This is a genomic window from Citrobacter werkmanii (genome assembly GCF_008693645.1).
GTDB lineage: Bacteria > Pseudomonadota > Gammaproteobacteria > Enterobacterales > Enterobacteriaceae > Citrobacter > Citrobacter werkmanii.
Genome location: NZ_CP044101.1, coordinates 508,870 through 528,349, shown reverse-complemented (window position 1 = coordinate 528,349; position 19,480 = coordinate 508,870). Strand labels below are relative to the sequence as shown.

Annotated in this window: 20 protein-coding genes; 13 read left to right on the top strand and 7 right to left on the bottom strand. The window is 52.1% G+C overall.

The features are described 5' to 3' along the window. Positions 1 to 281 precede the first annotated feature (281 nt). Entirely contained in the window at positions 282 to 1,757 is a 1,476-nt protein-coding gene (gene xylE / locus FOB24_RS03215; RefSeq protein ID WP_150344504.1) for a D-xylose transporter XylE, read from the top strand. A 45-nt stretch (positions 1,758 to 1,802) separates the two neighbouring features. Here the strand turns inward: xylE and psiE are convergent, their stop codons facing one another. Further along, complete coding sequence (gene psiE / locus FOB24_RS03210) at positions 1,803 to 2,213, bottom strand: phosphate-starvation-inducible protein PsiE (RefSeq protein ID WP_003031674.1); 411 nt, start codon at positions 2,211 to 2,213, stop codon at positions 1,803 to 1,805. Between the two features lie 139 nt (positions 2,214 to 2,352). Between psiE and FOB24_RS03205 the strand changes: the two genes are divergently transcribed. Further along, complete coding sequence (locus FOB24_RS03205; RefSeq protein WP_038636237.1) at positions 2,353 to 2,862, top strand: GNAT family N-acetyltransferase; 510 nt, start codon at positions 2,353 to 2,355, stop codon at positions 2,860 to 2,862. Between the two features lie 13 nt (positions 2,863 to 2,875). Further along, positions 2,876 to 3,328: an acyltransferase gene (locus tag FOB24_RS03200; RefSeq protein WP_069325179.1), complete on the top strand. Its 453-nt coding sequence runs from the start codon at positions 2,876 to 2,878 to the stop codon at positions 3,326 to 3,328. A 79-nt stretch (positions 3,329 to 3,407) separates the two neighbouring features. Here FOB24_RS03200 and FOB24_RS03195 read toward each other — a convergent pair whose 3' ends face one another. The 5 genes from FOB24_RS03195 to pgi form a co-directional block, all read right to left on the bottom strand. Next, positions 3,408 to 5,504: a YjbH domain-containing protein gene (locus FOB24_RS03195; protein ID WP_038636233.1), complete on the bottom strand. Its 2,097-nt coding sequence runs from the start codon at positions 5,502 to 5,504 to the stop codon at positions 3,408 to 3,410. Next, positions 5,504 to 6,241 (bottom strand): capsule biosynthesis GfcC family protein, encoded by a 738-nt coding sequence (locus FOB24_RS03190; RefSeq protein ID WP_087856541.1) that lies wholly within the window; start codon positions 6,239 to 6,241, stop codon positions 5,504 to 5,506. Before FOB24_RS03190 ends, FOB24_RS03195 begins: the two co-directional genes overlap by 1 nt. Beyond that, positions 6,238 to 6,876: a YjbF family lipoprotein gene (locus tag FOB24_RS03185; RefSeq protein ID WP_137347428.1), complete on the bottom strand. Its 639-nt coding sequence runs from the start codon at positions 6,874 to 6,876 to the stop codon at positions 6,238 to 6,240. The genes FOB24_RS03190 and FOB24_RS03185 overlap by 4 nt, the downstream gene beginning before the upstream one ends. A gap of 117 nt (positions 6,877 to 6,993) precedes the next feature. Continuing rightward, positions 6,994 to 7,236 carry an exopolysaccharide production protein YjbE gene (gene yjbE / locus FOB24_RS03180; protein WP_003826562.1) on the bottom strand — a complete coding sequence of 81 codons (243 nt, stop codon included), beginning with the start codon at positions 7,234 to 7,236 and terminating at the stop codon, positions 6,994 to 6,996. Positions 7,237 to 7,657: 421 nt separating this feature from the next. Next, positions 7,658 to 9,307, bottom strand: a complete 1,650-nt coding sequence (gene pgi / locus FOB24_RS03175; RefSeq protein ID WP_085049586.1) for a glucose-6-phosphate isomerase — start codon at positions 9,305 to 9,307, stop codon at positions 7,658 to 7,660. A 314-nt stretch (positions 9,308 to 9,621) separates the two neighbouring features. Between pgi and lysC the strand changes: the two genes are divergently transcribed. The 3 genes from lysC (at position 9,622) to FOB24_RS03160 (ending at position 12,406) form a co-directional block, all read left to right on the top strand. Further along, positions 9,622 to 10,971 carry a lysine-sensitive aspartokinase 3 gene (gene lysC, locus FOB24_RS03170; RefSeq protein ID WP_038636225.1) on the top strand — a complete coding sequence of 450 codons (1,350 nt, stop codon included), beginning with the start codon at positions 9,622 to 9,624 and terminating at the stop codon, positions 10,969 to 10,971. A 92-nt stretch (positions 10,972 to 11,063) separates the two neighbouring features. Beyond that, positions 11,064 to 11,990, top strand: coding sequence for a ketopantoate/pantoate/pantothenate transporter PanS (panS, locus tag FOB24_RS03165; RefSeq protein ID WP_087856543.1), 927 nt, complete (start codon positions 11,064 to 11,066; stop codon positions 11,988 to 11,990). A gap of 143 nt (positions 11,991 to 12,133) precedes the next feature. After that, the gene (locus tag FOB24_RS03160) at positions 12,134 to 12,406 is read left to right on the top strand and encodes a DUF3811 domain-containing protein (RefSeq protein WP_003826541.1); all 273 of its coding nucleotides are present in this window, start codon (positions 12,134 to 12,136) and stop codon (positions 12,404 to 12,406) included. On the opposite strand, the gene rluF is transcribed toward FOB24_RS03160, so the two are convergent. Further along, the gene (gene rluF / locus FOB24_RS03155) at positions 12,403 to 13,278 is read right to left on the bottom strand and encodes a 23S rRNA pseudouridine(2604) synthase RluF (RefSeq protein WP_110496247.1); all 876 of its coding nucleotides are present in this window, start codon (positions 13,276 to 13,278) and stop codon (positions 12,403 to 12,405) included. The two genes, FOB24_RS03160 and rluF, sit on opposite strands and share 4 nt — an antisense overlap. Positions 13,279 to 13,753: 475 nt before the next feature. Here rluF and FOB24_RS03150 point away from each other — a divergent pair, with 475 nt between their 5' ends. The 7 genes from FOB24_RS03150 (at position 13,754) to sorE (ending at position 19,480) form a co-directional block, all read left to right on the top strand. Next, entirely contained in the window at positions 13,754 to 14,701 is a 948-nt protein-coding gene (locus FOB24_RS03150; RefSeq protein WP_139815604.1) for a sugar-binding transcriptional regulator, read from the top strand. Between the two features lie 70 nt (positions 14,702 to 14,771). Then, the gene (locus tag FOB24_RS03145) at positions 14,772 to 15,578 is read left to right on the top strand and encodes an SDR family oxidoreductase (protein ID WP_150344503.1); all 807 of its coding nucleotides are present in this window, start codon (positions 14,772 to 14,774) and stop codon (positions 15,576 to 15,578) included. Between the two features lie 9 nt (positions 15,579 to 15,587). Continuing rightward, complete coding sequence (locus tag FOB24_RS03140; protein ID WP_150344502.1) at positions 15,588 to 15,995, top strand: mannose/fructose/sorbose PTS transporter subunit IIA; 408 nt, start codon at positions 15,588 to 15,590, stop codon at positions 15,993 to 15,995. Beyond that, complete coding sequence (locus FOB24_RS03135; protein ID WP_032942075.1) at positions 15,995 to 16,489, top strand: mannose/fructose/sorbose PTS transporter subunit IIB; 495 nt, start codon at positions 15,995 to 15,997, stop codon at positions 16,487 to 16,489. Before FOB24_RS03140 ends, FOB24_RS03135 begins: the two co-directional genes overlap by 1 nt. 65 nt (positions 16,490 to 16,554) lie before the next feature. Beyond that, the gene (locus FOB24_RS03130; protein WP_042313048.1) at positions 16,555 to 17,352 is read left to right on the top strand and encodes a PTS mannose/fructose/sorbose transporter subunit IIC; all 798 of its coding nucleotides are present in this window, start codon (positions 16,555 to 16,557) and stop codon (positions 17,350 to 17,352) included. A gap of 11 nt (positions 17,353 to 17,363) precedes the next feature. After that, complete coding sequence (locus FOB24_RS03125) at positions 17,364 to 18,188, top strand: PTS system mannose/fructose/sorbose family transporter subunit IID (RefSeq protein ID WP_048216971.1); 825 nt, start codon at positions 17,364 to 17,366, stop codon at positions 18,186 to 18,188. 68 nt (positions 18,189 to 18,256) lie between these two features. Next, positions 18,257 to 19,480 carry an L-sorbose 1-phosphate reductase gene (gene sorE, locus FOB24_RS03120; RefSeq protein ID WP_150344501.1) on the top strand — a complete coding sequence of 408 codons (1,224 nt, stop codon included), beginning with the start codon at positions 18,257 to 18,259 and terminating at the stop codon, positions 19,478 to 19,480.

Here is a 19,480-nt window from a genome sequence, read left to right as displayed (position 1 = left end):
AACCCTCAACTTATGTTATCCCAACCTGTGACTGTTATTCGGCGCTCTACGGAGCGCCCTTTTTTATGTTATTTTGCATTGCTGTTACGATTATTTCCTTTCGTGGCCCCCATCACTGCAATTATATTTACCACCTGAAAACAGACAAATTAAACAGAATTAAGATCACAGAAAAGACAAAACATAATTGCAATGTAAAAAATGATAATTGTCTTCCCTGCCTGTTAAATCCACCATCACGACACTGATCAAAAGAGCTGTATCCTCTAAGGCAGGTCTGAATGAACACCCAATATAATTCCAGTTATGTTTTTTCGATTACATTAGTAGCAACATTAGGAGGGCTATTATTCGGCTATGACACCGCCGTCATATCCGGAACGGTAGAATCCTTAAATACCGTGTTTATCGCCCCGCAACATTTAAGTGAATCCGCCGCCAACTCGCTGTTAGGCTTTTGCGTTGCCAGCGCGTTGATTGGCTGCATCATCGGCGGTGCGCTGGGCGGTTATTGCAGTAACCGCTTCGGTCGCCGGGACTCGCTGAAAATCGCCGCCCTGCTGTTCTTTATTTCCGGTATTGGTTCTGCGTGGCCAGAATTAGGATTTACCACGATTAACCCAGATAATGCCGTGCCTGTTTATTTGGCCGGATACGTCCCCGAATTTGTTATTTATCGCATCATTGGTGGTATTGGCGTTGGTTTAGCCTCAATGCTCTCACCGATGTATATTGCAGAACTGGCTCCAGCGCATATTCGTGGGAAACTGGTTTCCTTTAACCAATTCGCCATTATTTTTGGTCAACTGCTGGTGTATTGCGTTAACTATTTTATTGCCCGTTCCGGTGACGCTAACTGGCTGAATACCGATGGCTGGCGATATATGTTTGCTTCCGAAAGTATTCCCGCCCTGCTGTTTTTACTGCTGCTGTACACCGTACCGGAAAGCCCGCGCTGGCTGATGGCGCGTGGCAGACACGAGCAGGCGGAGGGCATTCTGCGCAAAATTATGGGCAACAGCCTCGCCACCCAGGCCATGCAGGAGATCAATCAGTCACTGGAGCATGGCCGTAAGACCGGCGGACGCCTGTTGATGTTTGGTGTGGGCGTTATCGTCATCGGCGTGATGCTCTCCATCTTCCAGCAGTTTGTCGGTATTAACGTCGTGCTGTACTACGCGCCGGAAGTGTTTAAAACGTTAGGGGCCAGCACCGATGTGGCGCTCTTGCAGACTATTATTGTCGGCGTAATCAACCTGAGCTTCACCGTGCTGGCAATCATGACGGTGGACAAATTTGGTCGCAAACCGCTGCAAATAATTGGCGCATTGGGTATGGCTCTTGGGATGTTCAGCCTTGGCACCGCGTTTTACACCCAGGCTTCCGGGCTGATAGCGCTGCTGTCGATGCTGTTTTACGTCGCCGCATTCGCCATGTCCTGGGGACCGGTTTGTTGGGTGCTGTTGGCAGAAATCTTCCCGAACGCGATTCGTGGCAAAGCGCTCGCCATTGCCGTCGCCGCTCAGTGGCTGGCGAACTACTTCGTCTCCTGGACCTTCCCGATGATGGACAAAAATTCGTGGCTGGTTTCCCATTTCCACAACGGTTTCTCCTACTGGATTTACGGTTGTATGGGTATTCTGGCGGCGCTGTTTATGTGGAAGTTCGTGCCGGAAACCAAAGGCAAAACGCTGGAAGAACTTGAAGAACTGTGGGAACCCGCAGCAGAGAAAACCCAGCCAGCCTCTGCGCAGTAACCCTGACATACAACACGCCGCAGCCGGATTGCGGCGTGTTGTCTTTTACTCTCGCTTCAGCCGTTTAGAGTTACACAGCCACAGCGTAATCACCAACAGCAGGATCGCCGCAGAATAGATCAATACATCCATCGGCGCTTTATGATCGACAATGATCAACCGCACAATTGCGGTGATCCCGATATAAACAAAGTAGCGCAGCGGAAAGTGAAACCCTGACTGAAAGTACTTCACAATCAGCGCGATAAATTCAAAATAGAGAAAGTAAACCACCAGCCCTTCCACCAGCTCATACTTGCTGGTTTGTTCCGGCGCGAACAGTACATCCGCCAAGTGTAGCGTTTCTTTCCCAAGGAATACAACCAGGATCAGGCCCAGACTCAACAGCCCCAGATTCAACACGGTCTGTAAGATGGTGGAGATAAACTCCACGCGCGGACGAGATAACGACGTCATAACGGCCCCTCCTGTTCAGTAACAAGGTTCCTGTATAACGCAGAAATGTGACAGAGATCTACATTTTTTGTTTATGTTTTGTGCAGCTCAATAATAGTGCAACAATGCTTCTGACACTAACATCTTGAACGGAATAGAAATGCTTAAGATTGAAATGGCAACCGTCGACGATGCCAGCTTGCTAAGCGCAATGGGCTATATCAGCTATCGACATCACTTTGCGCCTTTGTGGAAAAACCCGAGCGAGCTCGACGCTTATCTTGAGCAGGAATATTCCTTACCAGCGATATCCAGCAGTCTGGCCGAGCCCGGAACCTTCTGGCTTATCGCCTTTGCCGACGCGCCGGTTGGCTTTGCCAAATACAGTCTCCGCCACTCTATTGATCCAGAAGGGCGTTCAGGGGCATTGCTACATAAGATCTACCTGATGCCAGATGCAACGGGCAAACAGTACGGTGAGCAGCTTTTTGCCGAAGTTATTCGCCAGGCCAAAGAGCAGGATGAAAAATGGCTCTGGCTTGAGGTACTGGCTGATAATCCTAAGGCACGGCAGTTCTATGAACGGCAAGGGATGACGCTTGTGAAGGAAACTGCTTTCACTACCGCCTCCCAGACCAGTATTTTGTACGTTATGGAAAAGCAGATTTAAGAGGATATAAATGATGAATATTCGTCAATCCGCTGTCCGCAACGTCACGTGCGGTGAGAATGTGGTGGTTTATGAACCGGCGAACCTGTACGACTGCATACTGGAAGACAACGTTTTTGTCGGACCATTTGTTGAAATCCAGGGCAACACGCAGATTGGCGCAGATAGCAAAATTCAGTCGCACACCTTCATCTGCGAATATGTCACCATCGGTTCCCGCTGTTTTATCGGTCATGGCGTGATGTTCGCTAACGATATGTTTCGGCAAGGAAAACCCAATGCCGACCGCACCAGTTGGGGAAGAATTACGATTGGTAATGATGTCTCGATCGGCAGTGGGGCGACCATTCTGGCAGTCACAATCTGCGATGGCGCAGTCATCGGCGCGGGAAGCGTGGTGACAAAATCGATTACCGAGAAAGGCGTGTACGCGGGCAACCCGGCAAAATTATTGCGTCGTTTGTAAGTTGCCGGGTGGCGGCATAAATGCCTTATCCGACCGACAATGTAGGCCGGATAAGCGCAGCGCACCGGTTGATCAAACATTAACGGAAGTTCTCGCTTCTGTCGCTGGTCATATCATACAGACCAAACTTACGTCCCAACTGCTGCCCACCGTCACGCGTCAACGGCGTCCAGCCAATCGCCGCACGACTGCGGGTTGGACCTGAAGAGAAGAGATCCAGCGGCACGGAAACGTACACGCCTTTGGTAAAATCGCCCTCTCCGTACTCATCCGGCGAGGCGTCGGTGATGGTCGCATAGCCGCCCACCACCACACCGCTGTCGAAGCGTTTGGCAATTTCCAGCGTGCCCCCCTTATCACCCGCCAGATACTGGCCGACGCTGGCTTTCACCAGTACATCCTGGGCGAATGAAGGATTCCAGTAAGCCGTCAAATGCCCGGTCTTCACGCTGTAGTCGGTGAATTTCATCATATCCTGCGCGCTACGCCAGTCACGCTGTTTCACATAGTTGGCGTCAATGCCAAACGCCCAGTTGCTGTCTAACGGACGATACAACACTTCTGCCCCCGCCCCGCCGTACATGGTCTCCAGGTAACCAGCGTAAACCTGTCCGTAGAACCCGTTTCCGAGTGACTGGAAGTAGTTGGCCTGCAGGTTATTCACGTAGACATCGTTTTGCACATACTCGCGCACATGAGTACGCACGCGTGGTAAATGCGAATCCTGCGGCGGGTTGGTGTAGTTAAATTTGTCATAGTTATTGGCGAGGTTGGCGAACAAACTCCCGGTGGTCAGCAGATGATCGGTCACCCACCAATCCGCAGTTCCCATTACGCCCAACTGGTACATATAGAAGTTTTCCGGGCCGCCCACCGACTGATTGAGCACCGGATCGATATGAAAATCAAAGCGAGACTTATCAATATACCAACCCTGCTCGGTCGTTTTCGGCACCACGGGCTCAACGCGTTTTTGCGCCAGTTGTGTTTCATGACCCAGCGGCTCACCTTCCAGGTGTCGCTTAAGGCTGGAAACATCCGTTTCGGTCGTCACCTGCGGCAAGTTAAGGCGATTTTCGGTAATCCGGATCGTGCGGATCCCGTCGGGAAGATCGTTCATCACGATCCGATTGGCGCGTTCGATCCCTTCTCGCGAATCACGGTATTTCACCTGTTCGCCGGTCACATACAGCGTATCGCCCTGCACCTGGATTTTGGGATCCGCCAGCCCGGCGTTATATTTCAGCAGCGTTAACTGATTCGCCACTACCGAATGTTGCAGAATCGCATCCTGCGGCTGTGGTTGATACTTCGGACGGGCGTTATCGTTATAGTTTGGTCGCAAGTCGTTGAAGTTAGTCCGCAGCGTGAACCCAAACATAAAGGTGTTCCCGCGCTCATAGCTGAGGTTAACGTCGGCCCAATCGGTGACGCGATAGATAGCGCCGACGTTAAACTTGCTCTTTTGATCCAGCTTGCCCGCAAAATCCTGCTGGTAATTATTGCCTTCATACTCCAGTTTCAGGCGCAGCGGCTGCCAGGGTGTCTGATATTCCACGCCGCCAAATAACGATGCCGGACCATGAAACATCTGACTGCCGTCAATAGAACCAGCCTGCTTGTAGCTGTTATCGCGATGACAGAATTTATCGCTGTATGAGCAAAACGGATTGCTGACGTTGCCGCTGGTGCCAAGATACCCCCAGCCCAGACCGAGCGAGAAATCAAACGGACCCCAGGCTTTATTCGCCACAATATACTCCGCATCAAACAGACCCGTCCCGCCGATATCCCGCGCGCCAACGGCCACCTGCGGCATCCAGTAGCTCTCTTCCCACAGCCGCAGTTTGAGATCAAACGCTTTATCCTTGTATGTCTGATCGCCAGAAAATGACTCCACGCTGCTGTATTTTTTGGTACGCACATCGGTATAGCGCAGCGTGGTTTCCAGCCAGGGGAAAAGTTGTACCGATGCAGAGTAGTAGCGGTACTGATCGTTGTCCCGGTAGTTGAGGCTCATTTCCCCTTCACGCGCCATCCGTGCAGTCGGGGTTTGCAGCAGACCTACGCCGCCAAAATCGGACTGGGATGGACCAATGGGCGCAGGCCATGTTTCACCGTGACAGGCAACGCTTACGCCCAGCGCCAGTAAGCTGAGCAGATAAGTTTTTCTCATTATTCAGGTATCCGCTGGGTCAGGGTGTGAAGAATATCGGCATTGATTTCATCCGGGGTACTGCTCCAGAAGGCATCAGAGAGTCCGACAAAAATGATGCTGCCGGGCATCGGCTCAACGTGACATTTGTTCCAGTAAGCGATAGGAACTTTTTGCGAGCGTCCATCGGGATAGATGACCCACGCGTAGCTGCGATCCGCTCCGCTGAGCCGACTTTGCCCATCGAGATAGCTGGCGACATCACGCCCGGGCACAAACGGTTGTTTACCCGGACGGCTTAGCAAACCAAACAATGTGATATCCGTTGGCTGCGATCCAACCCATAGCGTGTAGTTGCCCTGCAACGGCGGGTTGCCTCGCTCGCTGACGCGCACCACATCCGGGTCAAGGTTAATGTTCTGTCTGCCGGTCACCTTCATCGCCTGAATTTGCTGGCGTAATGCGTTGATAGCCGCCGCATCGTCACCGCTTTCTTCAGCACTCAGCGCTGCCAGACGAGCCAGTAGTGTCTGCTGCTGGCGTTCTGCCGCTGCCGTTGCCCGCTCTTCGCTGATGACCGCTCCGGGCCACCAGCTATTACTCAGCCGCGGCTGTCCAACCAGATCGATCAGACGCTCCGCACCGGTCAATATTTTGGGTTCAGCGCTGCCTGCAATCATGACTTTGACATTGCCCGCAGCAAAAACAGAGGGTGCGCTCAGGCTAAAAACCAGCGCCATTACGGCTCGTTTCATCATGATTTTGCCGCCTTAATCAGGGTGGTTTTCACCGGGAAGAAGTTAGCTCCCAGATACTGTTCCGACTGACGGATTTGCCCTTCGCTATCGATCCAGTAGCGGTTATGCCAGCGCGTTTGATCGGTCGTTATCTCTTCATCAAGGATGCGTACTGGCGTTTCATCGCTGCCGACCTGAATGCTGTCAGTGCCATCCCATGTGAAAACAGAGCGGGCGGTGGCATAGCGCACCTGCTGATGTTCAGTCCAGCCCATCGTGCGGGTCCATGTTGCGCCATCGGCTATCTGATTGGGTTTGATGAGCGGGTCCGCTGCCAGATTATTCACCTCAATCAGGTTGTCACCGCCGAGCTGCGTTTTCACAATGCGCCCATGCTGCGTGACGAGAATGGCCTGATCCTGAGTCACCCATTTCTGTTGTCCGTTTTCTGCAAACGCGAGTACGACAAACAGCTGTGGACCACCATTGAGCTGCATATACTGGCTGGCGTAGGGCATGTTTTGGATTTCATCATCCGTCATCTGAACGCCGGGAGTACCAAACACACTCTCCCACAGCGAATGGCCCAGCCCTTCGGTGGTGGCCGAGCACGCCTGTAGTAACAGGCAAACCAATATGAGCGCTGGTCGCTTCACGACACTTCTCCGCATTATTGCCGGGTGCGCAACGCTTACCCGGCCTACAAATCCCGCAGGCTTTTGGCAATTCAAAATAACCACACCGAAGTGTGGTTAGAATTAAACGTACCGGTATTACTGGGTACTGGTGGTTGTCGTGGTTGTCGTTCCGGTATTAGAACCATCACCACCACCGGTCGCCGCAAGGGCCACCCCCACCGCAGAACTTACGGTGCTCACGCTGGTGGCAGAGGAACTTCCTGCCGAAACCGACGCGGCAGCCGACCCTGCAGCTTCACCCACCTGAACGGGGGCAGCATAGACAGAGGTCGCCGCAAGCGCAGATATAGCCCAAAGGCCATACAGAACTTTTTTCATCACAAATTCCCTTCATTTAATGAATGGAGATTTACCCAAAAGAATTTCGGGCGAGATCGAGTATACACAAGCCAAAGTGTGCAAATTACGACTGGCGGGAATTTAGGATAATGAGAAATGAAAGTAGATTGCTATTATTAGTTAATAACATTAAACAGCAAAATCAATCAGTTAAAATATACACACCAGAAATACAATATCCGTAAATTCTGAAAATAACAGAAATGAAATTCCGTTAAGTTAATTATTTTAGGATTAAGCTCAATTAGGGTGTGAAGCAAAAACGTAGATATCCTGGAGCAATCTTATAAAAAAAGCCGATATTAATATCGGCTTTTTTATTTCATTAATGCCGGATGGCGGCTAAACGCCTTATCCGGCCTACAAATGTGTGCCTGTAGGCCGGATAAGCGCAGTGTCATCAGGCGCGCCAGGACTTATAACGGTTAATCAAACCGTTAGTCGAGCAATCATGGCTGGTAATCTCTTTATCATCATTCAGCTCCGGCAGGATGCGATTTGCCAGCTGTTTGCCCAGCTCCACGCCCCACTGGTCGAAAGTGAAGATGTTCAGGATTGCGCCCTGAGTAAAGATTTTGTGCTCATACAGCGCAATTAGCGCCCCCAGGCTGAACGGCGTGATTTCACGCAGCAGGATGGAGTTGGTCGGGCGGTTGCCTTCGAACACTTTGAACGGCACCACGTGTTCCAGCGTTGCCGGATCTTTACCCTGGTCGCGGTATTCCTGCTCAACCACTTCACGAGATTTACCGAACGCCAGCGCTTCAGTCTGAGCAAAGAAGTTAGACAACAGTTTCGGATGGTGATCCGACAGCGGGTTGTGGGTGATAGCCGGGGCGATGAAATCGCACGGCACCATTTTTGTACCCTGGTGGATCAGCTGGTAGAACGCATGCTGGCCGTTAGTCCCCGGCTCACCCCAAATGATTGGGCCGGTCTGGTAATCCACCGCATTGCCGTTACGGTCCACGTATTTACCGTTGGATTCCATATTGCCCTGCTGGAAGTAGGCCGCGAAACGGTGCATATACTGGTCATACGGCAGGATCGCTTCGGTTTCAGCGCCGAAGAAGTTGTTGTACCAGATACCGATCAGCGCCAGCAGCACCGGCAGGTTTTTCTCCGCCGGGGTAGTGGAGAAGTGTTTGTCCATCGCGTGCGCGCCGGACAGCAGCTCAACGAAGTTGTCGAAACCGACGGACAGGATGATCGACAGACCAATCGCTGACCACAGGGAGTAACGGCCGCCAACCCAATCCCAGAATTCGAACATATTGGCGGTATCAATACCAAATTCGCCAACCGCTTTACCGTTGGTGGAGAGCGCCGCGAAGTGTTTGGCAACGTGCTTGTTGTCGCCCGCGGTCGCCAGGAACCAGTCACGCGCGCTGTGGGCGTTAGTCATGGTTTCCTGAGTGGTGAAGGTTTTAGATGCGACCAGGAACAGCGTGGTTTCCGGGTTCACTTTCTTCAGCACTTCAGCGATGTGCGTCCCATCGACGTTAGACACAAAGTGCATGTTCAGATGGTTTTTGTACGGACGCAGCGCTTCGGTCACCATGAACGGACCAAGGTCGGAACCGCCGATACCGATGTTCACTACATCAGTAATGGCTTTGCCGGTATAGCCTTTCCAGCTTCCGGAGATGATCGCTTCAGAGAAGGATTTCATCTTCTCCAGCACCGCGTTCACTTCCGGCATCACATCTTTGCCGTCAACGATGATTGGGGTATTGCTACGGTTACGCAGCGCCACGTGCAGCACGGCACGGTCTTCGGTACGGTTGATTTTCTCACCGGAGAACATGGACTTGATGGCGCCTGCCAAATCGGTCTCTTTCGCCAGATCCTGCAGTTTGGCCAGCGTCTCTTCAGTGATGCGGTTTTTGGAGAAATCCACCAGCATCAGATCGTCAAACGTCGCGGAAAATTTGGTGAAACGATCGCTATCTTTCGCGAACAGATCGGCGATAGTAACGTCTTTTATCTCTTCAAAGTGTTTTTGTAGTGCCTGCCAGGCTGAGGTCTGCGTTGGATTGATGTTTTTCATTAGCAATACTCTTCTGATTTTGAGAATTGTGACTGAGATCGATTGTAACGCCAGTCACAGAAAAGTGTGATTGTTTTAATGCCATTGCCAGGGCATCCGCCAAACGAGGCTACAAAGTATAGCCGTTATCAGCATTGTTATTAGTACCGTTACTCAACGCAGTTGCAGCATGAAAAATCCGCATAATCCCAGCGTTGACAGTGCAAGCTACACATTTTATTTATAAATACGGTATTTGCATTTGCGCCTGCACCGGTTTCCGTTCTGCCTTATGTGCCATGGTCGCTCTATTCACTCCCTGACACGAGGTAGTTATGACTGATGTAGTTGTCTCCAAGTTTGGCGGTACCAGCGTGGCGGACTTTGATGCCATGAATCGCAGCGCTGATGTGGTGCTTTCTGATGCGAACGTCCGGTTAGTGGTGCTCTCCGCATCGGCAGGTATTACCAACCTGCTGGTTGCTCTGGCGGAAGGGCTGGAGCCAACCGAGCGCTTCGAAAAACTCGACGCCATTCGCCAAATTCAGTTCAATATTCTGGAACGCCTGCGTTATCCAAACGTGATTCGTGAAGAGATCGAACGCCTGCTGGAAAACATCACCACGCTGGCAGAGGCGGCGTCACTGGCGACCTCAACCGCGCTGACCGACGAACTGGTCAGCCACGGTGAGCTGATGTCTACCCTCCTGTTTGTTGAGATCCTGCGTGAGCGCAACGTGCAAGCGCAGTGGTTTGACGTGCGTAAAGTGATGCGCACTAACGATCGTTTCGGTCGTGCAGAACCCGACGTCGCGGCGCTGGCCGAACTGGCAACGCTTCAGTTAGCCCCACGTCTGAGTGAAGGTCTGGTGATTACCCAAGGCTTTATCGGCAGCGAAAGCAAAGGCCGCACCACCACGCTGGGACGCGGCGGCAGTGATTATACGGCCGCCCTGCTGGCTGAAGCGCTGCACGCAACGCGCGTCGATATCTGGACCGATGTTCCCGGCATTTACACCACCGATCCGCGCGTCGTTCCAGCCGCTAAACGTATTGATGAAATCGCCTTCGAAGAAGCCGCGGAAATGGCGACCTTCGGCGCGAAAGTGCTGCACCCGGCAACCCTGTTACCTGCCGTACGTAGCGATATCCCGGTGTTTGTTGGCTCCAGTAAGGATCCAAAAGCAGGCGGTACGCTGGTATGCAATAAAACCCAAAATCCACCGTTGTTCCGCGCCCTGGCCCTACGCCGTAAGCAAACGCTGCTAACGCTGCATAGCCTGAATATGCTGCACTCTCGCGGCTTTTTAGCGGAAGTGTTCGGCATCCTGGCGCGCCACAACATCTCGGTAGATTTAATTACCACATCGGAAGTCAGCGTGGCGCTGACGCTGGATACCACCGGTTCAACGTCTACCGGCGATACGCTGTTAACACAGTCTCTGCTGATGGAACTGTCTGCCCTGTGTCGGGTTGAAGTGGAAGAAGACCTGGCGCTGGTAGCGCTGATTGGTAACGACCTGTCCAAAGCCTGCGGCGTGGGTAAAGAGGTGTTCGGCGTACTGGAGCCATTCAACATCCGCATGATTTGCTACGGCGCGTCCAGCCATAACCTGTGCTTCCTGGTGCCAGGTACCGAAGCCGAACAGGTGGTACAGAAGCTGCACCATAATTTGTTTGAATAATATTTCATCACGCGATAAACAATAACTATAGCCGGGCTCGAACCCGGCTTTTTTATAACAACACAACACATTTCAATCGCAAGGAATATAACATGCTCGCTACTCTGACGCGGCTGTTCCCATTATGGGCGCTGCTGCTCTCTGTTATTGCGTATTACACGCCCTCCACCTTTACACCTGTCGGGCCATTTGTGCCGTCGTTACTGATGCTGATTATGTTCGGCATGGGCGTCCATTTGAAGGTGGATGACTTTAAACGTGTACTCTCACGTCCTGCGCCGGTCGCCGCGGGTATTTTCCTGCATTATCTGGTGATGCCGCTCGCCGCCTGGATTTTGGCGCTGGCTTTTAATATGCCGCCGGAACTGTCCGCAGGCATGGTGCTGGTCGGGAGTGTCGCCAGCGGAACAGCGTCTAACGTCATGATCTATCTGGCCAAAGGCGATGTGGCGCTCTCCGTGACTATTTCATCCGTTTCAACGTTGGTCGGCGTTGTCGCCACACCGCTGCTGACACGGCTGTATGTCGATGCGCATATTCAGGTGGATGTGATGGGTATGCTGCTGAGTATTCTGCAAATCGTGGTCATTCCGATTGCCCTGGGACTGGTCATTCACCATCTGTTCCCACGCGTCGTAAAAGCCGTCGAGCCGTATCTGCCCGCGTTTTCTATGGTGTGCATCCTGGCGATCATCAGCGCCGTCGTGGCAGGCTCCGCTTCGCACATTGCGTCCGTCGGCTTTGTGGTGATTATCGCCGTTATCCTGCATAACACCATTGGCCTGCTCGGCGGCTACTGGGGCGGAAAACTGTTTGGTTTCGACGAGTCGACCTGTCGTACGTTAGCTATCGAAGTGGGCATGCAGAATTCAGGGCTGGCCGCTGCGCTGGGCAAAATCTACTTTGGCCCTCTCGCCGCCCTGCCCGGTGCGCTGTTCTCCGTCTGGCACAACCTTTCTGGTTCGCTATTGGCAGGCTACTGGTCCGGTAAACCGATTAAAGAGAAAGCACGCCGCTAATTGTCGGCTGTAGGCCTGATAAGTGTAGCGCTATCAAGCATAGTGCGTACACGTCGCCGGATGGCGGCTAACGCCTTATCCGGCCTACCCAGCCTCTGCACTTTGCCGTACACTGAGGATATCGGCTAACAGAGGGCACCCCTATGGCACTCCCCCGCATTACCCAAAAAGAGATGACCGAGCGCGAGCAGCGTGAACTGAAAACGCTGCTCGACCGCGCGCGCATAGCGCATGGTCGGCTGCTGACCAACGCAGAGACCAACAGCATCAAGAAAGAGTACATTGATAAACTGATGGCCTTGCGCGAAGCGGAAGCAAAAAAAGCCCGCCAGTTAAAGAAAAAGCAGGCTTATAAACCGGATGCGGAAGCATCGTTTTCCTGGTCAGCGAATACGCCAACGCGCGGCAGACGTTAACGCCCTTTCTTCTTACGCCCCGGCGAGGTAAAGCGTTTGCCGTTTGCTGCCGGGCGCGATTTCTCTTTCTCCGCAGATTTTTCGATTTTCACTACCGGGCGCTTAATGCCTGCGGTTTTTGGCTTCGCTTTCGCCTTCGGTTTGGCTTCCGAGGACGAGTTCTCGATCAGCTTAAAGAGTTCGATCAGTTCGTCATCCGTCAGGTCGCGCCATTCGCCAAGCGGCAGGCCGGATAAACCAACGTTCATGATACGCGTACGCTCAAGTTTGGTAACTTCATAGCCAAAGTGCTCGCACATGCGGCGGATCTGGCGGTTCAGCCCCTGAATCAGCGTGATACGAAACACAAACGGCGCTTCTTTCTTCACCTTACATTTTTTGGTGACGGTGCCGAGGATTGGCACACCAGCCCCCATTCCACGGATAAAGTCATCAGTGACCGGCTTATCTACTGTCACCAGATACTCTTTTTCGTGATCGTTACCGGCACGCAGGATTTTATTCACCAGATCGCCGTGGTTGGTTAGAAAGATAAGTCCCTGGGAATCTTTGTCCAGACGACCGATTGGGAATACACGCTTGCTGTGATTCACGAAATCAACAATGTTGTCGCGTTCACTGTCTTCGGTGGTACTCACAATCCCAACCGGCTTATTCAGCGCGATAAAGACCAGATCTTCCGCTTCACGCGGCTCAATCAACCGACCATTCACTTTTACGACGTCGCCAGGCTTTACCTGATCGCCAATGGTGGCGCGTTTGCCATTCAGGAAGACATTCCCTTGTTCGATAAAGCGATCCGCCTCGCGACGCGAGCAGATTCCGCTTTCACTGATGTATTTGTTTAATCGGATAGATGAGTCGGGCAGCATAGTTTCTCCTGTATACACTTCATCCTTTAAGCTGTCTCTGCGTTGGCTGCCCTCACTCACCCAGGTCGCATAGCAATCTATGCTCCCAGGGATTCGTTCCCTTGCCGCCTTGATACAACTTGAATGATTTTGTGTATTAAAAGCGAAATATACCCTACCTTGCGGGCGATAAAAAATAATCGTGTCCGACTGCCTCCGCACTATTTGTGATCTGTCCCAGCTTTTGACACAAAAGTGTTAGTAATGCATACCTGCAATTTTGCTGAGTGAAAACAAGCAGAATCAATACATTAGAGCAACATGCACATCTGTGCCGACAGCGTGCTATCGCCACATCAAATGTGCAACATAATCAGCCAGTTTAACGCGCTGAAATAAGTGAAAATAGCTTTGAGATGTGGAAAGGATGGGGTTATATCAGATCAAGAAGGCAATTTCGTGATTTGCACAAATGTGCAGGAGTCCAAAAATGGCGATGGAAAACAGCGATGATATCCGCCTGATCGTAAAAATAGCGCAGCTTTATTACGAGCAGGATATGACACAAGCGCAAATCGCCCGCGAGCTGGGGATTTACCGCACCACGATCAGCCGATTACTAAAACGTGGCCGCGAGCAGGGTATCGTCACCATCGCTATTAATTACGACTACAACGAAAATCTGTGGCTGGAACAGCAGCTAAAACAGAAATTTGGCCTGAAAGAAGCGGTCGTAGTCTCCTGCGACAGCGAACAGGAAGATGAACAACTCACTATGATGGGCGTGCACGGCGCACAGCTGCTGGAACGCTTACTGGAACCCGGCGACATTATTGGTTTTTCATGGGGTCGCGCGGTGCGAGGATTGGTTGAAGGATTATCCCCGGCCAGCCAGTCACGCCAGCTGATCTGCGTACCGATTATCGGCGGACCGTCCGGTAAACTTGAAAGCCGCTACCACGTCAATACGCTGACCTACGGCGCCGCGGCAAAGCTGAAAGGGGAATCACACCTGGCCGATTTCCCGGCGCTGCTGGAAAACCCGCTGATCCGTAACGGCATTATGCAGTCCCGGCACTTCAAATCGATTTCCGCTTACTGGGATAATCTGGATGTCGCGCTGGTTGGAATTGGGTCTCCGGCAATACGCGATGGCGCCAACTGGCACGCTTTTTACGGCAGCGAAGAGAGTGATGACCTGCATGCCCGCCATGTCGCCGGAGACATTTGCTCGCGCTTTTACGATATCAACGGTGTGACCGTAGAGACCAGGATGAGTGAAAAGACGCTCGCCATCGAAACCGATAAATTAAAACAGGCACGTTACTCCATTGGTATTGCGATGGGTGAAGAAAAATACAGTGGGATATTAGGCGCATTACGTGGGAATTATATTAACTGTTTAGTCACCAACAGTCATACCGCTGAATTATTGTTGAAGTAAATAAATTCTAATTGGTCCTGCCATAATTAATTTTATGTGGGATCCCCTTATCTGAAATCGGGAGTTTATTATGCAAACGTGGTTAAATCTGCAGGACAAAGTCATTATTGTTACCGGTGGTGCATCCGGAATTGGCCTGGCCATTGTCGAGGAGCTATTAGCGCAAGGCGCTAATGTACAAATGGCGGATATTCATGGCGGAGAAGGTAAATATGACAGCCATAGCGGATATCATTTCTGGCCAACGGATATTTCCAGTGCCAAAGAGGTTAATCATACTGTTGCTGAAATAATCCAACGCTACGGACGTATTGATGGACTGGTAAATAATGCTGGCGTTAACTTCCCACGGCTGCTGGTTGATGAAAAAGCACCCGCCGGGCAATACGAACTCAACGAAGCTGCTTTTGAAAAAATGGTTAATATCAACCAGAAAGGTGTGTTCTTAATGTCGCAAGCAACGGCACGCCAAATGGTAAAACAGCATAACGGCGTGATCGTGAATGTCTCTTCCGAAAGCGGGCTGGAAGGTTCAGAGGGCCAAAGCTGCTATGCCGCCACCAAAGCCGCGTTGAATAGCTTTACCCGCTCCTGGTCGAAAGAGTTGGGCAAACACGGTATTCGTGTGGTGGGAATTGCGCCTGGCATTCTGGAAAAAACCGGTCTGCGCACCCCCGAGTATGAAGAAGCGCTGGCCTGGACCCGCAACATCACCGTCGAACAGCTGCGTGAGGGTTATACCAGGAACGCGATCCCGATCGGTCGTTCAGGACGTTTAAGTGAAGTCGCTGATTTTGTTTGTTATCTCCTCTCAGATCGCGCCAGTTATATCACCGGAGTAACCACTAACATTGCGGGCGGAAAAACGCGCGGCTAAGGAGGTTTTATGGTCAATGCAATCTTCTGTGCTCACGGCAATCTGGCCTGCGCCATGCTGGAATCGGTACAGATGGTCTACGGCGATATCAACGTCGAAGCGGTGGCATTTGTCCCAGGAGAGAACGCCAGCAACATCGTGGAAAAGCTGGAAAAGTTAGTAAGCACTCACACCAGTAATGAATGGCTGATTGCCGTCGATCTGCAGTGTGGCAGTCCCTGGAATGCTGCCGCTTCGCTGGCAATGCAAAACCCCACCATTCGCGTCATTAGCGGGTTGTCGCTGCCATTAGCGCTGGAACTGGTAGACAACCAAAGCTGTATGAATGTGGATGAACTGTGCGAACACCTGACGACCATTGCTCAACAAACCTGTGTCGTCTGGCAACATCTGGAAACGACCGAAGAGGATTTCTGATGAACATTACCCTTGCTCGTATCGATGACCGCTTGATTCACGGTCAGGTCACCACCGTCTGGTCGAAGGTGGCGAATGCCCAACGAATTATTATCTGCAATGACGACGTTTATAACGATGAAGTACGTCGAACATTATTACGTCAGGCCGCCCCGCCAGGAATGAAGGTTAACGTCGTTAATATCGAAAAGGCGGTCGCTGTTTACCATAACCCGCAATATCAGAGCGAAACTGTTTTTTATCTGTTTACCCGCCCACAGGATGCATTAGCAATGGTAAAACAAGGGGTAAAAATTGCCACGTTAAATATTGGCGGCATGGCCTGGCGACCGGGTAAAAAACAATTAACCAAAGCCGTTTCTTTAGACAGCGACGACATTAATGCGTTTCGTGAGTTAGATAAACTAGGTGTCACGCTGGATTTACGCGTCGTCGCATCCGATCCATCTATTAATATTCTCGAAAAAATAGAAGAACAATCTTTCGCTGAATAAATAAAAATGCCTGTGCACTTATGCTTTAACAGGCAGGGATGATCACATTCACAAGGTGACATATTATGGAAATAAGTACCCTACAAATTATCGCCATATTCCTATTTTCCTGTATTGCCGGAATGGGCAGCGTGCTGGATGAGTTCCAGACCCACCGCCCGCTAATTGCTTGTACCGTTATCGGCCTGATCCTCGGTGATTTAAAAACCGGGATTATGCTCGGCGGTACGCTGGAGTTAATCGCTCTTGGCTGGATGAACGTCGGCGCAGCGCAGTCTCCCGATTCGGCGCTCGCCAGTATTATCTCCGCCATTCTGGTTATCGTCGGTCAGCAAAGTATTGCTACCGGTATCGCCATCGCCCTGCCCGTCGCGGCGGCAGGTCAGGTACTAACTGTCTTTGCCCGTACCATCACCGTGGTGTTCCAGCACGCGGCGGATAAAGCAGCCGAAGAGGCCCGCTTTCGCACCATCGACATGCTGCACGTTTCCGCTCTCGGCGTACAGGCGCTGCGCGTTGCCATCCCTGCATTAATCGTCTCGCTGTTTGTCAGCGCCGATATGGTCAGCAATATGCTCAACGCCATTCCAGAATTCGTCACCCGCGGATTGCAGATTGCCGGTGGCTTTATCGTGGTGGTCGGTTACGCCATGGTGCTGCGCATGATGGGCGTGAAGTACCTGATGCCCTTCTTCTTCCTCGGATTTATTGCCGGAGGGTATCTCGATTTGAGCCTGCTGGCTTTCGGTGGCGTGGGCGTGATTATCGCGCTGGTCTACATCCAGTTGAACCCACAGTGGCGTAAAGCCGAACCGCAGGCGCAACCCGCCTCTTCTCAAGCTCTCGATCAGCTTGATGACTAATGGAGCCAGCCATGGAACAGAAAAAACTGACCAAATCCGACCTGTTTAGCATGTTTGTTCGCTCCAACCTGCAACAGGCATCATTCAACTTTGAACGCATTCATGGGTTGGGCTTTTGCTACGACATGATCCCTGCCATCAAGCGGCTGTATCCACTGAAAGAGGACCAGGTTGCAGCACTCAAACGTCACCTGGTGTTCTTCAATACCACACCTGCCGTTTGCGGCCCGGTGATTGGCGTGACCGCCGCGATGGAAGAAGCCCGCGCCAACGGCGCTGAAATTGACGACGGCGCAATCAATGGCATCAAAGTTGGGCTGATGGGTCCGCTGGCCGGCGTCGGCGATCCGCTGGTATGGGGAACGCTGCGCCCGATTACCGCCGCGCTCGGCGCCTCGCTCGCACTGTCCGGTAACATTCTCGGCCCATTGTTGTTCTTCTTTATTTTCAATGCAGTACGTCTTGCCATGAAGTGGTACGGCTTACAGCTTGGCTTTCGTAAAGGGGTCAATATCGTCAGCGACATGGGCGGCAACCTGCTGCAAAAACTGACCGAAGGCGCATCAATTCTTGGCCTGTTTGTCATGGGGGTACTGGTCACCAAATGGACCAGCATCAACGTGCCGCTGGTGGTATCGCAAACGCCTGGCGCAGACGGCGCCACCGTCACCATGACCGTGCAGAACATCCTCGACCAACTCTGTCCTGGCCTGCTGGCGCTGGGTCTGACGCTGCTGATGGTACGGCTACTCAACAAAAAAATTAATCCAGTATGGCTGATCTTCGCCCTGTTTGCGCTGGGGATTATTGGTAACGCACTGGGCTTCCTGTCCTGATTTTTCCGCCCCGGCGATGCTGGGGCACCTTCAATAAATTGTCCTCGAAAGAGGAAGAGGTGGTAACAATGCAAACAACAACAGCTTTACGCCTTTATGGTAAACGCGATCTGCGCCTGGAAACCTTCGACCTTCCCGAAATGCAGGACGATGAAATTCTGGCTTCGGTCGTGACCGACAGCCTGTGCCTTTCTTCCTGGAAAGAGGCTAACCAGGGCGAGAACCACAAAAAAGTGCCGGACGATGTGGCCACCAACCCGATCATCATCGGCCACGAGTTCTGCGGCGATATTCTCGCCGTAGGGAAAAAATGGCAGCATAAGTTTCAGCCCGGCCAACGCTATGTCATTCAGGCCAACCTGCAACTGCCGGATCGCCCGGACTGTCCCGGCTACTCCTTCCCGTGGGTAGGCGGTGAAGCCACGCACGTCATTATTCCTGATGAAGTCATGGAGCAGGACTGCTTGTTGGCCTACGAAGGCGAAACCTATTTTGAAGGCTCGCTGGTTGAGCCGCTATCCTGCGTGATTGGCGCATTCAACGCCAACTATCACCTGCAGGAAGGCACTTATAACCATAAGATGGGCATTCGTCCGCAGGGGCGCACGTTAATCCTCGGCGGCACCGGGCCAATGGGACTACTGGCGATCGACTATGCACTGCATGGCCCGGTTAACCCTGCGCTGCTGGTGGTAACCGACACCAATAACGACAAGTTGAGCTACGCCCGTAAGCACTATCCATCAGAACCACAAACGTTAATCCACTATCTCCACGCCCAGGATGCGGCTTATGACACCTTGATGGCGTTGAGCGGCGGGCATGGATTTGATGACATCTTTGTGTTTGTGCCCAACGAAGGGCTGGTCACGCTGGCCTCTTCCCTGCTGGCTGCCGATGGCTGCATGAACTTCTTTGCCGGTCCACAGGATAAGCAGTTTAGCGCGCCGATTAACTTCTACGACGTGCACTACGCCTTCACCCATTATGTTGGGACATCTGGCGGCAATACCGACGATATGCGCACGGCGGTAAAACTGATCGAAGAGAAGAAGATTCAGGCCGCAAAAGTGGTGACGCACATTCTGGGATTGAATGCGGCAGGTGAAACAACGCTGGAGCTGCCGCAGGTCGGTGGCGGTAAAAAACTGGTTTACACCGGCAAAGCCTTACCATTAACCGCGCTCACTCAGATTGATGATCCAGCCTTGCGCGATATCCTGAAGCGTCATCAGGGGATTTGGTCGCAGGAAGCCGAACAGTACATATTGTCTCACGCCGAGGAGATTTAA